Annotated in this window: 16 protein-coding genes; 11 read left to right on the top strand and 5 right to left on the bottom strand. The window is 51.7% G+C overall.

The annotated features are described in order from the left end of the window. Window positions 1-67: 67 nt before the first annotated feature. Window positions 68-1,756, top strand: coding sequence for a methyl-accepting chemotaxis protein (locus OGX86_RS07995; RefSeq protein WP_048214135.1), 1,689 nt, complete (start codon window positions 68-70; stop codon window positions 1,754-1,756). A gap of 40 nt (window positions 1,757-1,796) precedes the next feature. On the opposite strand, the gene pcaQ is transcribed toward OGX86_RS07995, so the two are convergent. Next, window positions 1,797-2,720 carry a pca operon transcription factor PcaQ gene (gene pcaQ, locus OGX86_RS07990; RefSeq protein ID WP_003020288.1) on the bottom strand — a complete coding sequence of 308 codons (924 nt, stop codon included), beginning with the start codon at window positions 2,718-2,720 and terminating at the stop codon, window positions 1,797-1,799. 231 nt (window positions 2,721-2,951) lie between these two features. Here pcaQ and OGX86_RS07985 point away from each other — a divergent pair, with 231 nt between their 5' ends. The 4 genes from OGX86_RS07985 to OGX86_RS07970 all read left to right on the top strand — a co-directional run bounded on the left by OGX86_RS07985 (window position 2,952) and on the right by OGX86_RS07970 (window position 7,558). Continuing rightward, window positions 2,952-3,854, top strand: coding sequence for a manganese-dependent inorganic pyrophosphatase (locus OGX86_RS07985; RefSeq protein WP_128316883.1), 903 nt, complete (start codon window positions 2,952-2,954; stop codon window positions 3,852-3,854). Between the two features lie 120 nt (window positions 3,855-3,974). Then, a complete protein-coding gene (gene hglS / locus OGX86_RS07980) occupies window positions 3,975-5,318 on the top strand; it encodes a 2-oxoadipate dioxygenase/decarboxylase HglS (RefSeq protein WP_003020282.1) in 1,344 nt (447 codons plus the stop codon). Between the two features lie 193 nt (window positions 5,319-5,511). Continuing rightward, window positions 5,512-7,167, top strand: coding sequence for a glucan biosynthesis protein D (locus OGX86_RS07975; protein WP_103015377.1), 1,656 nt, complete (start codon window positions 5,512-5,514; stop codon window positions 7,165-7,167). Window positions 7,168-7,333: 166 nt separating this feature from the next. Further along, complete coding sequence (locus tag OGX86_RS07970; protein WP_003833168.1) at window positions 7,334-7,558, top strand: HP1242/YdcH family protein; 225 nt, start codon at window positions 7,334-7,336, stop codon at window positions 7,556-7,558. A 66-nt stretch (window positions 7,559-7,624) separates the two neighbouring features. Here the strand turns inward: OGX86_RS07970 and alr are convergent, their stop codons facing one another. Next, on the bottom strand, window positions 7,625-8,851 hold the full coding sequence (gene alr / locus OGX86_RS07965; RefSeq protein ID WP_003833167.1) for an alanine racemase: 1,227 nt from the start codon (window positions 8,849-8,851) through the stop codon (window positions 7,625-7,627). Window positions 8,852-9,069: 218 nt separating this feature from the next. Between alr and rimL the strand changes: the two genes are divergently transcribed. Beyond that, window positions 9,070-9,615, top strand: a complete 546-nt coding sequence (gene rimL / locus OGX86_RS07960; RefSeq protein ID WP_286639768.1) for a 50S ribosomal protein L7/L12-serine acetyltransferase — start codon at window positions 9,070-9,072, stop codon at window positions 9,613-9,615. On the opposite strand, the gene ydcK is transcribed toward rimL, so the two are convergent. Then, window positions 9,607-10,587, bottom strand: coding sequence for a YdcK family protein (ydcK, locus tag OGX86_RS07955; RefSeq protein WP_286639766.1), 981 nt, complete (start codon window positions 10,585-10,587; stop codon window positions 9,607-9,609). The genes rimL and ydcK overlap by 9 nt on opposite strands. Before the next feature lie 113 nt (window positions 10,588-10,700). On the opposite strand from ydcK, the gene tehA reads away from it, so the two are divergent. The 3 genes from tehA (at window position 10,701) to OGX86_RS07940 (ending at window position 13,128) form a co-directional block, all read left to right on the top strand. Continuing rightward, window positions 10,701-11,702 (top strand): dicarboxylate transporter/tellurite-resistance protein TehA, encoded by a 1,002-nt coding sequence (gene tehA / locus OGX86_RS07950; RefSeq protein WP_008784854.1) that lies wholly within the window; start codon window positions 10,701-10,703, stop codon window positions 11,700-11,702. Continuing rightward, a complete protein-coding gene (gene tehB, locus OGX86_RS07945) occupies window positions 11,702-12,298 on the top strand; it encodes a tellurite resistance methyltransferase TehB (RefSeq protein WP_048227574.1) in 597 nt (198 codons plus the stop codon). Before tehA ends, tehB begins: the two co-directional genes overlap by 1 nt. 155 nt (window positions 12,299-12,453) lie before the next feature. Further along, on the top strand, window positions 12,454-13,128 hold the full coding sequence (locus OGX86_RS07940; protein WP_048227575.1) for a DUF3313 domain-containing protein: 675 nt from the start codon (window positions 12,454-12,456) through the stop codon (window positions 13,126-13,128). 37 nt (window positions 13,129-13,165) lie between these two features. On the opposite strand, the gene OGX86_RS07935 is transcribed toward OGX86_RS07940, so the two are convergent. Continuing rightward, window positions 13,166-14,074, bottom strand: a complete 909-nt coding sequence (locus OGX86_RS07935) for a DMT family transporter (protein ID WP_032943534.1) — start codon at window positions 14,072-14,074, stop codon at window positions 13,166-13,168. Window positions 14,075-14,258: 184 nt separating this feature from the next. On the opposite strand from OGX86_RS07935, the gene OGX86_RS07930 reads away from it, so the two are divergent. Beyond that, complete coding sequence (locus tag OGX86_RS07930; RefSeq protein WP_048214144.1) at window positions 14,259-15,128, top strand: AraC family transcriptional regulator; 870 nt, start codon at window positions 14,259-14,261, stop codon at window positions 15,126-15,128. Here the strand turns inward: OGX86_RS07930 and OGX86_RS07925 are convergent. Continuing rightward, window positions 15,111-16,277, bottom strand: coding sequence for a benzoate/H(+) symporter BenE family transporter (locus OGX86_RS07925; RefSeq protein ID WP_168978241.1), 1,167 nt, complete (start codon window positions 16,275-16,277; stop codon window positions 15,111-15,113). The two genes, OGX86_RS07930 and OGX86_RS07925, sit on opposite strands and share 18 nt — an antisense overlap. Window positions 16,278-16,382: 105 nt before the next feature. Here OGX86_RS07925 and OGX86_RS07920 point away from each other — a divergent pair, with 105 nt between their 5' ends. Further along, window positions 16,383-16,919, top strand: a complete 537-nt coding sequence (locus OGX86_RS07920) for a helix-turn-helix domain-containing protein (RefSeq protein WP_032943531.1) — start codon at window positions 16,383-16,385, stop codon at window positions 16,917-16,919. Window positions 16,920-16,961 lie beyond the last annotated feature (42 nt).

Here is a 16,961-nt window from a genome sequence, read left to right as displayed (position 1 = left end):
CCGGATTGCCGATGACTATCTAACGGGCGTGTTTTCACGCATAAACCCTACAAGAGAGTCGACGGTCATGGACAACACTACATCGATGCAAGCCCAGCATAAACTGGGCTTTCTGCATCAAATCCGGCTGGTTCCGCTGTTTTCCTCCATTCTCGGTGGCATCCTTCTGCTGTTCGCCTTAAGTTCCGGACTGGCAAGCTATTTTCTTATGCAGGCCGATCGCGATCAGCGCGACGTGACCGATGAAATTCAGGTCAGGATGGGGTTATCTAACAGCTCTAACCATTTACGTACCGCACGTATCAACATGATCCACGCCGGCGCGGCGAGCCGTATTGCCGAAATGGATGATATGAAGGCCAATATTGCCGAGGCAGAAAAACGGATCAAGCAGTCGCAGGACGGTTTCAATGCTTATATGTCACGCGCGGTAAAAACGTCTGCCGATGAAGCGTTAGATGCTGAACTGAGCGCCAGCTTCAAAGCCTATATCGACGGCTTACAGCCTATGTTGAAGTACGCTAAAAACGGCATGTTTGAAGCGATCATCAACCATGAAAATGAACAGGCCAGACCGCTGGACTCTGCTTACAACAAGGTGTTGTTAAAAGCGATCGACATTCGTACCGCAAGGGCGAACCAGTTAAGCGAACAGGCGCACCAGCGTACACAGCTCGGCATGGCTTTTATGCTGGGGGCATTCGTTCTTGCGCTGGCGCTGACCGTAATGACGTTCATTGTTCTGCGCCGCACGGTCATTCATCCTCTGTTACGCGCGGCCAAGCGTATTGAGCAAATTTCCGCGGGCGATCTGACCATGCAAGATGAACCGACCGGGCGCAGCGAAATTGGTCGCCTGAGCCGCCATCTGCAGACAATGCAACGATCGTTGGGGAAAACGGTGGGTACGGTACGTCAGGGTGCGGAAGAAATATACCGCGGTACCAGTGAGATTTCGGCGGGTAATACCGATTTGTCTTCACGTACTGAACAACAGGCCGCAGCGATTGAACAAACGGCAGCCAGCATGGAAGAGCTGACCGCCACGGTGAAGCAAAACGCCGACAACGCGCATCACGCAAGTAAGCTGGCGGAAGATGCGTCCGGTAAGGCCAGCCGGGGCGGTCAGATGGTTTCTGGCGTGGTGAAAACCATGGGTAATATCTCAACGAGTTCGAAGAAAATCTCCGAAATCACAGCCGTGATTAATAGCATTGCTTTCCAGACCAATATCCTGGCGCTGAACGCGGCGGTTGAGGCGGCGCGGGCAGGAGAGCAGGGGCGTGGATTTGCCGTGGTCGCTAGTGAGGTCCGTACGCTGGCAAGCCGCAGCGCTCAGGCGGCAAAAGAGATTGAAGGATTGATCAGCGAATCGGTCCGACTGATTGACCAGGGCTCCGGAGAAGTCGTCGCGGCGGGCAATACGATGACGGATATTGTCGATGCGGTAAAACGCGTGACCGATATCATGCTGGAAATCGCGGCGGCTTCTGATGAGCAGAGCCGGGGTATCGTACAGGTGAGCCAGGCGATATCAGAAATGGATAAAGTTACGCAGCAAAATGCCTCGCTGGTTGAAGAAGCATCGGCTGCGGCGGCCTCTCTCGAAGAGCAGGCGGCGCGCTTAACGGAAGCCGTAGGTACATTTCGCTTAACGGGAACGAGTGCAATTAAACGCCCTCCCGTAACCACTACGCCTGACCATTCGCGTCCGCAGACGGCAACGGCCAGTGGCGATAACTGGGAAACGTTTTAACAATAAATTAAGGGACCTGATGGTCCCTTAATATTTGGCATCAAAACGGTACGGTTTTGCGTATTGCGGCGATGAGGATCTGCGCGGCCTGAGAGAGTTGCACATCGACACGGGTAAGAATACCGATGGGTTCACCCGCACCATGGGTAGGTATCGGCAACGACACCAGCGTCGCCTGGCGTAAATCCTCTCTAACCGCGCCTGAAGGGACAAACCACACATAGTCGTAATCAACCGTCAGCTGGCGGGAAAGCGATGCTGACAGCGTTTCAATGCAGCCTGGCGGCATTTTACAACCCTGACTTTGCAACAATGCTTCTGCGTGCTGGCGAGGCGCGGTTCCTTTTGGCGAAACCACCACCGGCCACTCCATTACCCGACTTAACGTGATGGTTTCCTGCAACAGCGGATGGTTAGGGCGCACGACCAGTTTAAGTGATTCCAGAAACAACAATTCATAGTTCAGACCGACCATTAATTCCGGATCGGCCATGCGACCAATGCCAAGATCGATTTCCCCGGATTTTAAACCTGCCAGAATCATCGGATTGCTCATGGTGGCGACCTGTAGCGTGGTCTCCATTTGCTGCTTGTGGAAAGGACCAATTACCGCAGGCAGAATGCCCAGTGCCGCGGTGGGTAAGGCCCCGATCCGTACGACATCAGTCTGCGATTCTTCGCGCTGATTTAACGCTTGTCCGGCGGTGTTGAGCGCATCCAGCACTCTTACCGCGTGGGTAAGAAACTGTTCTCCGGGCAGCGTTAACTGCGCGCCAAGGCGGCCACGCTCAAAGAGACGGGTACCGGTCAGTTGCTCCAGTTCATTTAGCGTTTTGGAGAGAGCCGGTTGGCTCAGGTTAAGGGTCTCAGCCGCGCGCCCCAACGTTCCCTGCTGTGCAACGGCGACAAAAGTATGAAGGTGGCGCAAGCGAATGCGCTGATTGAACAGAACATTTTTTTCCATAAGCGATGTTAAAAACAGAGCCGTATCGGTGACAAGTAAAGTTGTTTGTTTTTGATAACCTGATAGCAAAATATTATTAACATTTATCATGTTTTACTTACAACTGATTTATTTTGCTTATGTTTTGTACAGCATTGCTGGGTGGTGGGATCATGGAAGGGAGTGTGCCCAGTCGTTATACTTTGGTGATTGTTTACTTTTGAACGATTTCTCTTCACAAGGCACTGATGAATGATACATGTAATAGGGCACCTTAATCCCGATAGCGATGCCATCTGCACCGCCGCAATGACGGCGCGTTGGCTTAGTTTACGTGGCCAGCAGGCGACGGCATGGCGTTTGGGCGAGCCTAATCGCGAAACGCAGTTTATCTTTGAGCATGCGGGGCTGACGATGCCTGAACGGTTGACGTTTGAACTGACCGATCGTGATGTCTGGCTGGTCGATTTCACCGAGCCGGCCCAGGGACCGGAATCGTTAACAGAAAGTAACGTGGTGGGAATTATCGATCATCACCGACTTGGTGGGTTAGTCACCCGTCTGCCACCGGAAGTGTGGGTGAAGCCCGTCGGCAGTAGCGCAACCCTGCTGTGGCACCTGATGACGGAGGATGAACGCAACCAGTTATCTTCCGCTGAGGTTGTTTTACTGCTCGGCGCCGTATTGAGTGACACTGTCACGCTTCGTTCACCAACGACGACCACTGACGATCGCCAGGCGGTTGATGCGCTGGCCCAAAAAACCGGAGTGGATCTTGACGCTTTCAGTCGCGACCTGCTGTCAGCCAAAACAAGCGTGGAAGGGATGAGCGCCCGCGAGCTTCTGCAGAAAGACATTAAAACCTTCACCATCCATGGGCATTCAGTTTGTGTAGCGCAGCTTGAACTGTATGCGCTGCAACAGGTGGATGCGGTGCTGGACGATCTCCGTCAGGAAATGGCGCGCTATGCAGAAGAAAAGAACGCTGCGTTAGTCGTGCTGATGCTCACTGACATCAATCTGGGTGATACCAGCTTATGGTTTGCTGGAGCAGAACTTTCAGACATCCCGCAGCCTTGCAAGGTAGAAGGTATGCTTAGCCGTAAAAAACAGATGCTGCCCTGGCTGGAAAGTCATTTGAAACCACGCCAGTAGGTACTGTTCATCGTTTGTATGGGTGGGAAGTTTACGCGGGGTCACACTTTGTAAATTCTTCCCACCGGAGTCAGCGGCGTTTTCTACACTCCAGGTAATATTCACTGGAGGCATGACATTATGGCGAACACCATCACGGCAGATGAGATTCGGGAACAATTTTCGCAGGCAATGTCAGCAATGTACCAGCAGGAAGTCCCGCAGTACGGCACGTTGCTGGAACTTGTCGCTGATGTGAATCTGGCGGTACTGGAAAATAATCCGACGCTGCATGAAAAACTGGCGAATGCGGATGAACTGGCCCGGCTAAACGTTGAGCGTCATGGCGCCATTCGAGTGGGTACCGCGCAGGAGCTTTCTACGCTGCGCCGGATGTTTGCCGTTATGGGCATGTATCCGGTGAGTTATTACGATCTCTCCCAGGCGGGCGTCCCCGTACATTCTACAGCCTTTCGTCCCATCGACGATGCCTCGCTATCGCGCAACCCGTTTCGGGTATTCACCTCGTTATTACGGCTCGAACTAATCGAAAACGCCGCGCTGCGGCAAAAAGCCGCTGAGATCCTCGCGAAACGCGATATTTTCACTCGCCGTTGCCACGAACTACTGGATGAATTTGATGCGCAGGGCAGTTTTACATCTGAACAGGCGCAAGAATTTGTGCATGAAGCGCTGGAAACATTCCGCTGGCATCAGCACGCCACGGTCGATGAAGAGACCTATCACGCATTACATAACGAACACCGGCTGATTGCTGATGTAGTGTGCTTCCCCGGTTGTCATATCAACCATCTGACACCGCGAACGCTGGATATTGACCGGGTGCAGTCGATGATGCCGGAATGCGGCATTGAACCGAAAATACTGATTGAAGGGCCGCCGCGCCGCGAGGTGCCCATTTTATTGCGTCAGACCAGTTTCAAAGCGCTGGAAGAACCGGTGTTGTTTGCCGGTGAAATGCGCGGCACTCACACGGCACGTTTTGGTGAAATCGAACAGCGCGGCGTGGCCCTGACGCCGAAAGGCAGAGCGTTGTACGACGAATTGCTGAATAAAGCGGGAACGGGGAAAGACAATCTGACGCACCAGCTACACCTTCAGGAAGTATTCAAGGCCTTCCCGGACAGCGAATTCCTGCTGCGCCAGCAGGGGCTAGCCTGGTTCCGCTATCGTCTGACGCCATCGGGTGAAGCGCATCGGCAGGCGATTCGCCCGGATGACGATCCACAGCCGCTTATTGAACGGGGCTGGCTGGTTGCGCAACCCATCACCTACGAAGATTTTTTACCGGTGAGCGCCGCAGGAATTTTCCAGTCCAATTTGGGTAATGAAACACAGGCTCGCAGCCACGGAAATTCCAGCCGCGACGCGTTTGAACAGGCGCTGGGTTGCGCGGTTTATGATGAGTTTGCGCTGTATCAGGAGGCTCAAGAGCGAAGTAAACGTCGGTGTGGTTTACTTTAACGGAATTTACATGGGATTCGGTCTGTTCCCATCGACATAAAATATTTTCGATTTTGTACAGATAATCGGCGACCAACAATTGGATTATTAATGAATTTTGTCTAGAGTGAGCGGTCAGAAATGTGCACTCTCTTGCCGCTGATTTTGACCGGCGCGGGACCATTTACACGACCAGAAGGACTCACTTTCAGGCATGAATCGCAGACGATTTATTAAAGGTTCAATGGCAATGGCCGCCGTGTGCGGAACCAGTGGTATTGCATCACTCTTTTCCCGCGCCGCCTTTGCGGCAGAGTCTGACATTGCAGACGGAAAAACCGTACGTTTTGATTTTTCCGTTCTGCAATCGATGGCCCATGACTTAGCACAGAAGCCCTGGGGCGGCGCACCGCGCGCGTTACCGGAAACGCTGGCGAAACTGACGCCGCAGGCCTACAACAGCATTCAATATGACGCAGAGCAGTCTCTGTGGAACAATGTTGAAAATCGTCAGCTTGATGCGCAGTTCTTCCACGTGGGAATGGGCTTCCGTCGCCGTGTACGCATGTTCTCGGTTGATGGTAGTACGCATATGGCGCGTGAAATTCACTTCCGTCCGGAACTGTTTAAATACAACGACGCGGGTGTGGATACCAAACAATTGGAAGGGCAGACTGACCTCGGATTCGCTGGATTCCGCGTGTTTAAAGCGCCAGAACTGGCCCGCCGCGATGTCGTTTCTTTCCTGGGCGCCAGCTATTTCCGCGCCGTGGATGACACCTATCAGTACGGTTTATCGGCCCGTGGTCTGGCGGTAGATACCTACACCGACAGCAAAGAAGAGTTTCCTGATTTCACCTCTTTCTGGTTTGAAACGGTTAAACCGGGCGCAACCTCTTTTACCGTGTATGCGCTTCTCGACAGCCCAAGCGTAACCGGCGCATTCAAGTTCGTGATCCACTGCGAGAAAACGCAGGTGATTATGGATGTACAAAACCACATCTATGCGCGCAAAGACATCAAGCAGCTCGGCATTGCGCCGATGACCAGCATGTTCAGCTGCGGCAACAATGAGCGTCGGATGTGCGACACTATTCACCCGCAAATCCATGACTCCGATCGTCTGGCGATGTGGCGGGGCAATGGTGAGTGGATCTGCCGTCCGCTGAATAACCCGCAAAAGCTGCAGTTCAACGCCTATACCGATAACAACCCGAAAGGGTTTGGCTTGCTGCAACTCGATCGCGACTTCTCCCATTATCAGGACATCATGGGCTGGTATAACAAGCGCCCAAGCCTGTGGGTCGAACCGCGCAACCAGTGGGGCAAGGGGACCATCGGTCTGATGGAGATCCCGACGACCGGCGAAACGCTGGATAACGTTGTCTGCTTCTGGCAGCCGGACAAGAAGATCAAAGCCGGCGATGAGCTGGAATTCAAATATCGCCTGTACTGGAGCGCTCAACCGCCGGTGCGTTCACCGCTGGCTCGCGTGATGGCGACCCGGACAGGCATGGGCGGTTTCCCGGAAGGATGGGCACCGGGCGAGCATTACCCAGAAAAATGGGCACGTCGTTTTGCCGTTGACTTCGTTGGTGGCGATCTAAAAGCGGCTGCGCCGAAAGGCATTGAACCGGTGATTACGCTCTCCAGCGGTGAAGCGAAACAGATTGAGATCCTCTACGTGGAGCCTATCGACGGTTATCGCATTCAGTTTGACTGGTATCCGACCTCTGACTCAACCGATCCGGTAGATATGCGTATGTTCCTGCGTTGTCAGGGTGACGCCATCAGCGAAACCTGGCTGTATCAGTACTTCCCGCCAGCGCCGGATAAACGTCAGTACGTTGACGACCGCGAGATGCGTTAAGCCCCCCTTTACGGCTCTCCTGATGGGGAGCCGTATCTGCATTCATCCTCATAACGACTCTGTACACTATTTACTCGATCCTGTTCGCATTTTTCTGTATGGCAAATGGGTACTCTGTGGGTGTGTATTTCTTATACACGTTCTTGTCCACTAACAGGGAGAAAGTATGTTTCCAGAATACAGAGACCTTATTTCCCGACTGAAATCCGAGAACCCTCGCTTTCTGTCCTTATTCGAAAAACACAACAGCCTTGATCATGAGATCTCCAGACTGGAAGGTTCGGATGGTCGGGGGTATAGTTTGGACATTGTTCGTCTTAAGAAACAGAAACTCCACCTGAAGGAAGATCTGCTCAAAATATTGCAAAAAGAGAGTGTCAGTGAGAGCTAAGTAGAACGGCGCTTGCTGTGTAAAAGGGCTTCCTGCGAGAAACGGAAGCCCTTCCTGTTTTAGGTGTTAATCGACCATCACGCGTTTGTTCGTCGCCCCCCAGAGGATCGACATTTCAGTGAACAACGCGCCGCTAATTTCTTCGACTTCTTCTGCACTAACCTGCGCATTTCCCTGTTTACCGAACAGCACCACTTCATCACCGGATGCAACCTGCGGCAAATCGGTTACATCGACGATCACGGTATTCATGGATGTTTTACCCAGTACCGGAACCCGCTGGCCGCGGATCAGCACGTGTCCCGCATTACTGAACACACGGCGATAACCATCGGCATAACCTGTCGGGATATTGGCCAGAACGGAATCACGTTTAAGGGTATAGGTTCTGTCATATCCGACGGTGTTTCCTTTGGGGTAATGGTTTACCGACGCGATGGCAGATTTAAACGTCATGACGCGTTTGTATTCGGTGCTGGCGATGGTATCGCCATAGAAAATACCGCCAACACGCACCATGTCGAGCCAGGATTCTGGAACGGTCAGGGTAGCGAACGTATTCGCGACATGCAGGGTGACATCTTCGCGCTTAAGCCCGGTAATTTTCAGTACCTGGGCTGATTGCGTATTGAAACGGGCCAGATCGCGTTTTACCACTGCCGCATCTTCTTCCGGGAAATGCGACATGATACCGACAATTTTCAGGCCGGGTAATGCGGAAATAGCGCGTGCTTCTTCCAGACCTGCAGCGGTACTGACTTCCAGACCGTTACGCGACATACCGCCAGAGTTCAGCGCAAGATGGATACGAATAGTTTTACCTTTCTCTTGAGCAATTGCACTTAGACGCTTAGCCATATCCAGATTACCGATAAGCTCTTCGGTATCGAAATCCGCCGCCTGGCGCATCTCTTTTTCCGTCGCGTTACGCACGCGCATGAGCTGCGATGTATAGCCTGACTGGCGAACGGTACTAATCTCCTCGTTGCTGGCGATGCCAATACATTGTACGCCGTTTTGCATCATCACCGGTGTTACCAGTGAGAGATCGTGGCCATACGCGTCGCCTTTAAGAATGGCGCACATCCGGGTTTTATCTCCCAGCAGTTGCTGAACTTTATGAATGTTATATTCCAGCGCGCTACGGGAAATTTCCAGCGTGGTATTATCCACGACCTGTTGCTTATTGACGGCAAAGGGAACGGGGCCCGCTTGCGTGGTAGAAACAGGTTGGTGACAGGCGGTAATCAGTAAAAGCGGAATAAGTGCTAAACGACCCAAAGGTGCTGCCATGCTTGCTCCTTAGCAATAGAATGAAAGTGTTATTGTCATCATTACGGTCTATCCATGAGGGGATACCCGGATCACCAGAGTAACGGGTTCAACGCCAGAGATTCTTTCTAAGTGATTGCTGTTACAGCATAAAAATAAGACATCCCCGGCGCTAAACAGAGTAATATCGGCTACTGCCAGTCAGAAATGCCCCGTTTACGATCGCAAAGGAGATAAACATGTCAGAAATAATTATCGTTAGTGACGCGCTGGAACTGCGGGCGGTAGAAGAACACCACGTCACCCCTCTGCATCAGTTGGTGCTTAAAAATAAAACCTGGCTCCAACAGTCACTGAACTGGCCGCAGTTTGTCGAATCTGAGGACGACACGCGTAAGAACGTGCAGGGGAATATGATGTTGCACCAGCGCGGCTACGCCAAAATGTTCCTTATTTTCGAACAAGGGGAGGTGGCTGGCGTTATCTCGTTTAACCAGATAGAGCCGCTGAACAAAGCCGCTTATATTGGTTATCGGCTGGGTGAAGAGCACCAGGGCAAAGGCATTCTGTCTCAGGCGCTACAGGCAATGATTCATCATTATGCGCAGCGCCAGGAGATTCGCCGCTTCGTGATTAAATGTCGTGTAGATAACGTCAAGAGCAACCAGGTTGCACTGCGCAATGGCTTCCGACTGGAAGGATGTATGCAACAGGCGGAGTTCCTTAATGGCGATTACCATGACGTGAATCTCTACGCCCGCATCATTGATGGCTCTTCAGAATAAACCGGCGATAGGGGTGCGCGTGATACGTTGTTCGCCGTTAATCACTTTTGGCCCGCGCAGATGGATCGCATCGCCATCAAAGGCTTCAACTTGGGCCTGATCGGTTATCTCAATATGATGCTCGATCAGCACTTCACCCAGAATACAGGCATGGCCTTCAATAAGGATGTGACCGTCAAGCTGGAGCGGTCCGCCACGTAATTGCGCATGCCCCCCAACCAGCACGTGGTGTTTCAGCACGCAGTTACCTTCAACCACCGCGTGTTCCGCCACCTGCGAGCTGTAGCGCAGGGTAGGAATGGCGTCTTCATCCGTTCCGGCGATGACGCGTGCATGCCCATAGACTTTGGCGCAATCGCAGATCCAGACATTATTCTCTTCGTTGCCTTCTATCCGTGCAAAATCAAAAACTTCAGCCCGATGTTCTATAAAGGCATAATTGATCATCGCATCGCCATAGATTTGCGCCTGATGCACCACGCGTGAATTGCTGACTGCCGCCCGCTCGTAAATTTGCAGGAGCTGGTCGCTTTCACGGGTTAACCCTCTGGCTGCAATGATTTCAGAGTCACACACAATGCGTGCATCACCGCAGATGAGGCACTCACCGCGAACAACAGAATCCTGAATGGTGACGTTGTCACGTATTTGCGCGTTATGGCTGATTTCTGCTCGGTCAATCCAGACGGCATCACCAATCTGCGCGCCATCTCTGACCACGCTTGCCTGTGTAATACGGGCGTCTCCTGTTATCGTCGCGCCGCAAAACGCGAGCGCATTCTCATCGTATATCCAGCAATTACCGCTTTGCGACAGAACGCTTTCATCATCAATCCAGCCACCGAGCGTACCGGATCTAACATCATTAAAATCAATGAGTGCGATGATTTGGCGTAGTAATACACTTTTTTTATTGCCATTATCCAGGTAACTAAAGGAGCGAGATTCATCGCTTAGACGGTATTTGGTCATAGCTCATTTCCATGTTGCGCACCTTAGTTAAACGTAGCAAAGTTTTCTGCACTGGCTAAACCGGCAGATATTCCATAAAATGCATTTCAAATATACTTTAAAAAATAAACAAAATGAGTAAGAACAAACAGAGTGAACGGGTCCTCAATCTTCCGGCCGGTTATTTTGGCATGGTACTGGGTACAATTGGGATGGGATTTGCGTGGCGTTACGCCAGCCAGGTGTGGCCGGTGAGCCACTGGATTGGTGATGGCTTAGTCATCCTTGCAATGGTCATCTGGGGATTGCTGACGCTGGCCTTTCTGAGCCGTTTACTGCGTTTTCCGCATAGCGTACTGGCGGAAATTCGTCATCCGGTGATGAGTAGCTTTGTCAGTCTGTTTCCGGCCACCACGATGCTGGTCGCGATTGGATTTGTTCCGTGGTATCGACCGCTGGCGATTGGGTTATTCAGTATTGGCGTGGTCATACAGCTGGCATACGCAGCCTGGCAAACGGCAGGGCTGTGGCGTGGGGAGCATCCGGAAGAGGCCACCACGCCGGGTCTGTATCTGCCAACCGTTGCCAATAACTTTATCAGCGCCATGGCCTGTGGTGCACTTGGGTTCAACGATGCCGGATTGGTGTTTTTGGGCGCCGGGGTATTTTCATGGCTCAGCCTGGAGCCAGTGATTCTGCAACGTTTACGAAGCTGCGGCGAGCTGCCGACGGTTTTACGGACTTCACTTGGTATTCAGTTGGCACCCGCGCTGGTCGCCTGTAGCGCCTGGCTTAGCGTCAACGGTGGCGAGGGGGATACGTTAGCCAAAATGTTGTTCGGCTATGGTTTGCTGCAACTTCTGTTCATGCTACGCCTTATGCCGTGGTATTTGTCACAGCCGTTTAATGCGTCTTTCTGGAGCTTCTCGTTTGGCGTGTCGGCCCTGGCGACAACGGGATTGCATCTTGGACACGGCAGTGAATCAGGATTTTTTCATACTCTGTCTATCCCACTGTTTATTTTTACCAATTTTATCATTGCATTATTACTGATACGTACGTTTGCATTGCTGATGCAGGGGAAACTGCTCATCCGCACGGAGCGTGCTGCATTACTGAAATCTGAGGATAAATAATGACCCTTTGCGACGAAAACTACTTTACTGAAAAATATGATTTAACCCGTACGCATTCCGATGTCGTTGAAGCGGCAAAAGTGGTTGCACCAGGTAAAACGTTAGATCTGGGCTGCGGTAACGGCCGAAACAGCCTGTACCTGGCGGCAAACGGCTATGACGTTACCGCATGGGATAAAAACCCCATGAGCATCGCTAACCTTGAGCGCATCAAAGCGGCTGAGGGGCTGACCAACCTGAACGCGAAGGTCGCTGACCTTAATGCGTTGCGTTTTGAGGGTGAATACGATTTTATTCTTTCTACCGTTGTACTGATGTTTCTTGAAGCCAAAACGATCCCTGGCCTTATTGAGAATATGCAACGTTGTACTAAACCGGGTGGATATAACTTAATCGTCGCAGCGATGGATACTGATGATTTTCCGTGCACCGTTGGTTTTCCGTTTGCGTTTAAAACCGGAGAATTACGCAACTATTACAGTGGGTGGGATCTGCTGAAATATAACGAAGACGTAGGTGAACTTCATCGTACAGATGAAAACGGTAATCGAATTAAACTGCGCTTTGCCACCATGCTGGCACGCAAAACTGCCTGAACCTCGCGTCTGGGTTAACTCTTTCTGCGTTCAGCATTTTTTGTGCTGAGCGCAGAGATAAAATTGTGCGGTGCTTACCATTTTTAGTACATCCAAAATGAAACTGTTTTGCTATCCTTTTTAGGCATCATTGCGAAAACTAAAGGGATCGTTTCATGCGTACTCAAACTTTATTTAAAGTTGCAGCGCTTACTGGCTTGTTGGCATTATCCGGCTGTGCGTCAAAAGTGACCGAGCCGGATAAATATTCTGGGTTTTTAAAAAATTACTCTGATCTGAAGGAAACAAAATCAGCCTCGGGACAAACGGTACTCCGTTGGGTTGACCCGAGCTACAACGAATCCAAATATGACAACATCGTGTATAACCCGGTAACGTATTATCCGGTTCCGAAACCTACTACGCAGGTAGGGCAGCAGGTTCTTGATCAATTACTGACCTATACCAATACACAGTTGAAATCCGCCATCAGCAAGCGTAAGCCTCTGGTTACGACCCCTGGACCGCGTAGCCTGATTTTCCGCGGGGCGATTACCGGTGTAGCGACCAGCAAAGAAGGACTGCAGTTCTATGAAGTGGTCCCGGTTGCACTGCTCGTTGCGGGAACGCAAATGGCGACGGGTCACCGTACCATGGATACCAACCTCTATTTCGAGGGTGAGTTGATTGATGCAGCGACCAATAAACCGGTGATTAAAGTTGTACGTAAGGGTGAAGGTAAAGACCTGAACAACGAAAGTACGCCGATGGCGTTCGAAACGTTGAAGAAAGTTGTTGATGACATGGCGACCGATGCCTCCATGTTTGATGTGAACCAAAAACCACAATAAAAATGATGAACGCACCATCTCAGGATGGTGCGTTATTTTATGCCACACGACGACGATAGAGTAGTTTACCCATCAGCGCTTCCGGTCGGGCAAACATCACCAGATTTCCCAGTAAGATCAACACCAATCCGGCAATTGCATTAACTTGCCAGATGTATCCTTCATACAATGTTGACAGCGTCAGCGCCACCAGCGGGAACAGCAGCGTGCTGTATGCCGCCTTACTGGGACCAATGCGACCTACCAGCGTGAAATAAGCGCCAAAGGCAATCACTGAGCCGAAAATAGCAAGATATAACAGCGCGCTAAGATAGCTGAATGTCCACTGTGGCGTGAAGTTGTCGCCGCGCACCAGAGCAATGGCCGCGATCAGCAATGTGCCGTACAGCATGGCCCAGCTGTTGGTCGTTAACACTTCTAACCCTTTTTTCTGGTGACGCAGACTGATCATATTACCCAGTGAGAAGCCGAAGGTCCCGAGGGCGCTTAAGCCGATGCCCAGCAGCAGTGAATGATTAAACCCGCTGTTGAGCAAATCCTGCCAGAACAGAGTCACGATGCCCGTCAGTCCCAGACCCGCTGCAATATAGAAGCGCAGCGGTGGTTTTTGACCAAAAAAGATGAAGCTATTGACTGCATTGAACAGGACGGCCATTGAGAAAATCACCGACTCCAGGCCGGTATTAATCCACGCCGCAGCCGTATAAAAACACCAGAAGTTAAAGCAAAAAACGCATCCGCCCTGTAACAGACAAAACAGATGATCGCGACCAGACAGTTTGCGTAATTTACCGCTTAGCAACAGGATCACTATCATCACCGAGCTGGCAACGGCGAAGCGCCAAAAGATAGAAACCGGTGCAGAAACCGGACCTTGCTGCAAATAAATCGCAATCCATGTCGTTCCCCAAATAACCACCACCAGGCAGTACAACAGTGCGTTCATACGACTCTCTCTTTATGCTTTCAGACTTACACTGTGTCACGACGGAATGCAGGAGACTTTCATCGACTTGCGGTGGACTTGCAAAATCTTGCGCTTTTTTTAGCGTAATAGTGAAAAGGCAGCTGTTAACGATATGTAGCTGATATAGACTGAAAGCCTGCTAACTTATTTTGAATGTGATGGTATGTCTCAGCCCTACGGTGCCTTTGAAAACTTGCGCAAACATAATGCCGTGCTGCATGAATCGGTTGCGTTACATTCAGGGATCCAACTGGCGGCCTGGTCGAACAAACGCGATACCATCACCCAGTATTGCGATCATCATACGCTCAGTTTATACATCGCAGATGGTTACGAGAGTTACCACAAGACGGCGGGAGGCTGGAAGAATGGCGGGGGGCCAGACCGTTTTTGCCTGATGCCGAAAGAGAGTGAGTCTAGTTGGGATATTCGTGACGATCTTTCCTTTGTTCATCTCTATTGTACGGACGCCCATTTGCGCGAAGTGGGTGAAAAAGTCTGGGACAAAAGCCCCTATAGTTTCACGCTGGACGAGCATACGTTTGGCAGTGACCCGGGGATCACGGCGGTTTACCGTCAGTTTTTGCTTGGTAATGACTGGCAGCAACCGGCCAATCACCTCACGCTTAGCGCGGCATCTTCACTACTGTTAACGCATCTGATCCAGCATTACAGCAATGTGCAATGGCGACTTCCCGTTGTCACCGGAGGGCTTGCGCCTGCCACATTGCGCAACGTGCTGGCCTATATTGAAGCACATCTGGCGTATCCCATAACGTTGAGCGATCTGGCAGGTGAAGCAGCGCTAAGTGAATTCCATTTTGCCAGAATGTTTCGCCAGTCGATGAATATGGCGCCTCATCAGTACGTCATGCAACGCCGTATGGCGCTGGCGCAGCAACTGGTCTGTTGTTCATCACGCAGCCTGTCGGATATTGCAATGGCCTGTGGGTTCAGTTCGGCGAGCCATTTCAGTAACCGGTTTAAACAAGTGACGGGTAAAACGCCAACGCAGCTACGCGCGGCGAAATAACGTCAACACTGAGTAGCAGATACCGCCGACGACCAGCCCCCAGAATGCAGACCCAACACCAAATACCGTCAGACCACTGGCCGTAACCAGAAAAGTGACGATGGCCGCATCGCGTTCTGCTTCATTATGTAAGGCTTGAAATAAACTACCGCTAATCGTGCCGAGTAATGCCAGACCAGCAAGCATCTGGATCCAGCTTACGGGCAGGGCTGCCATCAGTCCTGTGACCGAACCGCCAAACACCCCAGCCAGAATGTAAAAGACACCCGCTGCCGCTGCGGCGAGCCAGCGTCGATTTGCATCTGGATGGGCTTCGGGGCTTTGGCAAATTGCTGCGGTTATGGCGGCGATGCAGATGGAATAGACGCCAAACGGCGAAAATAGCAGTGCCAGCAGACCCGTAAAAACAATCAGGGGTGAAACGGGTAACGAATATCCAGATGCTTTCATGGTCGCAATACCGGGGGCATTTTGCGAAGCCATAGTGACCAGAAACAGCGGTAGCGCAATACTGATACTGTGGGCTAATGAAAAGTGTGGGGCAATAAACGCTGGCAATACCGGTGACAGATTAACACTATCGGTGACAATGTCACCTTTAACCAGGGCGATGGCTATACCTACCAACATTGCGGCGATTACGGCATACCTTGGGGCAATCACTTTTAGTACTAACCACGCCAGCAGCATGCTGCCGCACAAGATAAGCTCACTGTTCAGGCTATTGAACGCCTGCAAACCAAAACGCAGCAAGATCCCGGCCAGCATGGCCGATGCCAGCGAGTGGGGAATAATTTTCATCAGGCGGGCAAACAACCCGGTTATACCGCACAGCACAATCAATGCATTAGCTACGATAAAAACACCGATAGCATCCTGAATCGATACCCCGTGCAGGCCCGTCACCAGCAGCGCGGCACCGGGCGTTGACCATGCGGTGAGTACAGGGGCGCGATACCACAATGTCAGCGCCAGCGTACTGACCCCCATTGCTAGCCCCAGTGCGGTCATCCAGCCTGCGATTTGTCCGGTCGTCGCACCTGCGGCGAGCGCCGCTTGCCAGATAATGGCCGCTGAACTGGCGTAGCCGACCAGGACAGCCACAAAACCCGACAAAACTGTAGGCAAGGGGATGGAAAATGTGCGCATAGCAACTCCGCGTGCGTTATAACGGTCAGTCACTGTAGCACTGTGCGTTATAGCGTACAAGTGCTAAGCTGTAGCCCCGAGAAAGGAGAGCGATGAAGGAGAAAAATGGACAACTTAACCCACTATCTGGCCACAACGCTCAAGACGCTACGTCACCAGCGTGAATGGAGCCTTTCGCGTCTGGCGGAGGAAACTGGCGTCTCAAAAGCGATGCTGGGGCAGATTGAGCGCAACGAATCCAGTCCAACGGTGGCGACATTGTGGAAAATTGCCACTGGACTGAACGTCCCGTTTTCAACGTTTATTTCACCACCAGAGTCAGAAGGCACGCTAACATTCGATCCCCAGCAGCAGGCGATGGTCGTCACGCCGTTGTTCCCGTGGGATCCGCAACTGTGCTTCGATCATTTTTCGATACTGCTGGCACCCGGCGCGCTCAGTGAATCTACTCCGCATGAAACCGGCGTAATTGAGCACGTGGTGGTGATTAGTGGTCTGCTGGATATGTGTATTGAGGGGCAGTGGCGCACCCTTAAATCCGGTGAAGGTGTCCGTTTCGCCGGAGATACGGCACATAGCTACCGTAACAGTAGCGAGCAAACGGTTCATTTTCACTCGCTGATCCATTACCCACGCGGTTAATCGGGAAAACTATTTCGAAACGCCGCGCTTGTGACTACAATA

The sequence above is a fragment of the Citrobacter sp. Cpo040 genome (assembly GCF_030332915.1).
Classification (GTDB): domain Bacteria; phylum Pseudomonadota; class Gammaproteobacteria; order Enterobacterales; family Enterobacteriaceae; genus Citrobacter; species Citrobacter portucalensis.
The sequence above is the reverse complement of the archived record's forward strand: the minus strand, read 5'-3'. Positions and strand labels throughout refer to the sequence as shown.

Bases quoted from the DNA above. Each gene is read 5' to 3' on its own strand.
- OGX86_RS07995 (WP_048214135.1), top strand. From the start codon at position 68: ATGGACAACACTACATCGATGCAAGCCCAGCATAAACTGGGCTTTCTG.
- pcaQ (WP_003020288.1), bottom strand. From the start codon at position 2,720: ATGGAAAAAAATGTTCTGTTCAATCAGCGCATTCGCTTGCGCCACCTT.
- OGX86_RS07985 (WP_128316883.1), top strand. From the start codon at position 2,952: ATGATACATGTAATAGGGCACCTTAATCCCGATAGCGATGCCATCTGC.
- hglS (WP_003020282.1), top strand. From the start codon at position 3,975: ATGGCGAACACCATCACGGCAGATGAGATTCGGGAACAATTTTCGCAG.
- OGX86_RS07975 (WP_103015377.1), top strand. From the start codon at position 5,512: ATGAATCGCAGACGATTTATTAAAGGTTCAATGGCAATGGCCGCCGTG.
- OGX86_RS07970 (WP_003833168.1), top strand. From the start codon at position 7,334: ATGTTTCCAGAATACAGAGACCTTATTTCCCGACTGAAATCCGAGAAC.
- alr (WP_003833167.1), bottom strand. From the start codon at position 8,851: ATGGCAGCACCTTTGGGTCGTTTAGCACTTATTCCGCTTTTACTGATT.
- rimL (WP_286639768.1), top strand. From the start codon at position 9,070: ATGTCAGAAATAATTATCGTTAGTGACGCGCTGGAACTGCGGGCGGTA.
- ydcK (WP_286639766.1), bottom strand. From the start codon at position 10,587: ATGACCAAATACCGTCTAAGCGATGAATCTCGCTCCTTTAGTTACCTG.
- tehA (WP_008784854.1), top strand. From the start codon at position 10,701: ATGAGTAAGAACAAACAGAGTGAACGGGTCCTCAATCTTCCGGCCGGT.
- tehB (WP_048227574.1), top strand. From the start codon at position 11,702: ATGACCCTTTGCGACGAAAACTACTTTACTGAAAAATATGATTTAACC.
- OGX86_RS07940 (WP_048227575.1), top strand. From the start codon at position 12,454: ATGCGTACTCAAACTTTATTTAAAGTTGCAGCGCTTACTGGCTTGTTG.
- OGX86_RS07935 (WP_032943534.1), bottom strand. From the start codon at position 14,074: ATGAACGCACTGTTGTACTGCCTGGTGGTGGTTATTTGGGGAACGACA.
- OGX86_RS07930 (WP_048214144.1), top strand. From the start codon at position 14,259: ATGTCTCAGCCCTACGGTGCCTTTGAAAACTTGCGCAAACATAATGCC.
- OGX86_RS07925 (WP_168978241.1), bottom strand. From the start codon at position 16,277: ATGCGCACATTTTCCATCCCCTTGCCTACAGTTTTGTCGGGTTTTGTG.
- OGX86_RS07920 (WP_032943531.1), top strand. From the start codon at position 16,383: ATGGACAACTTAACCCACTATCTGGCCACAACGCTCAAGACGCTACGT.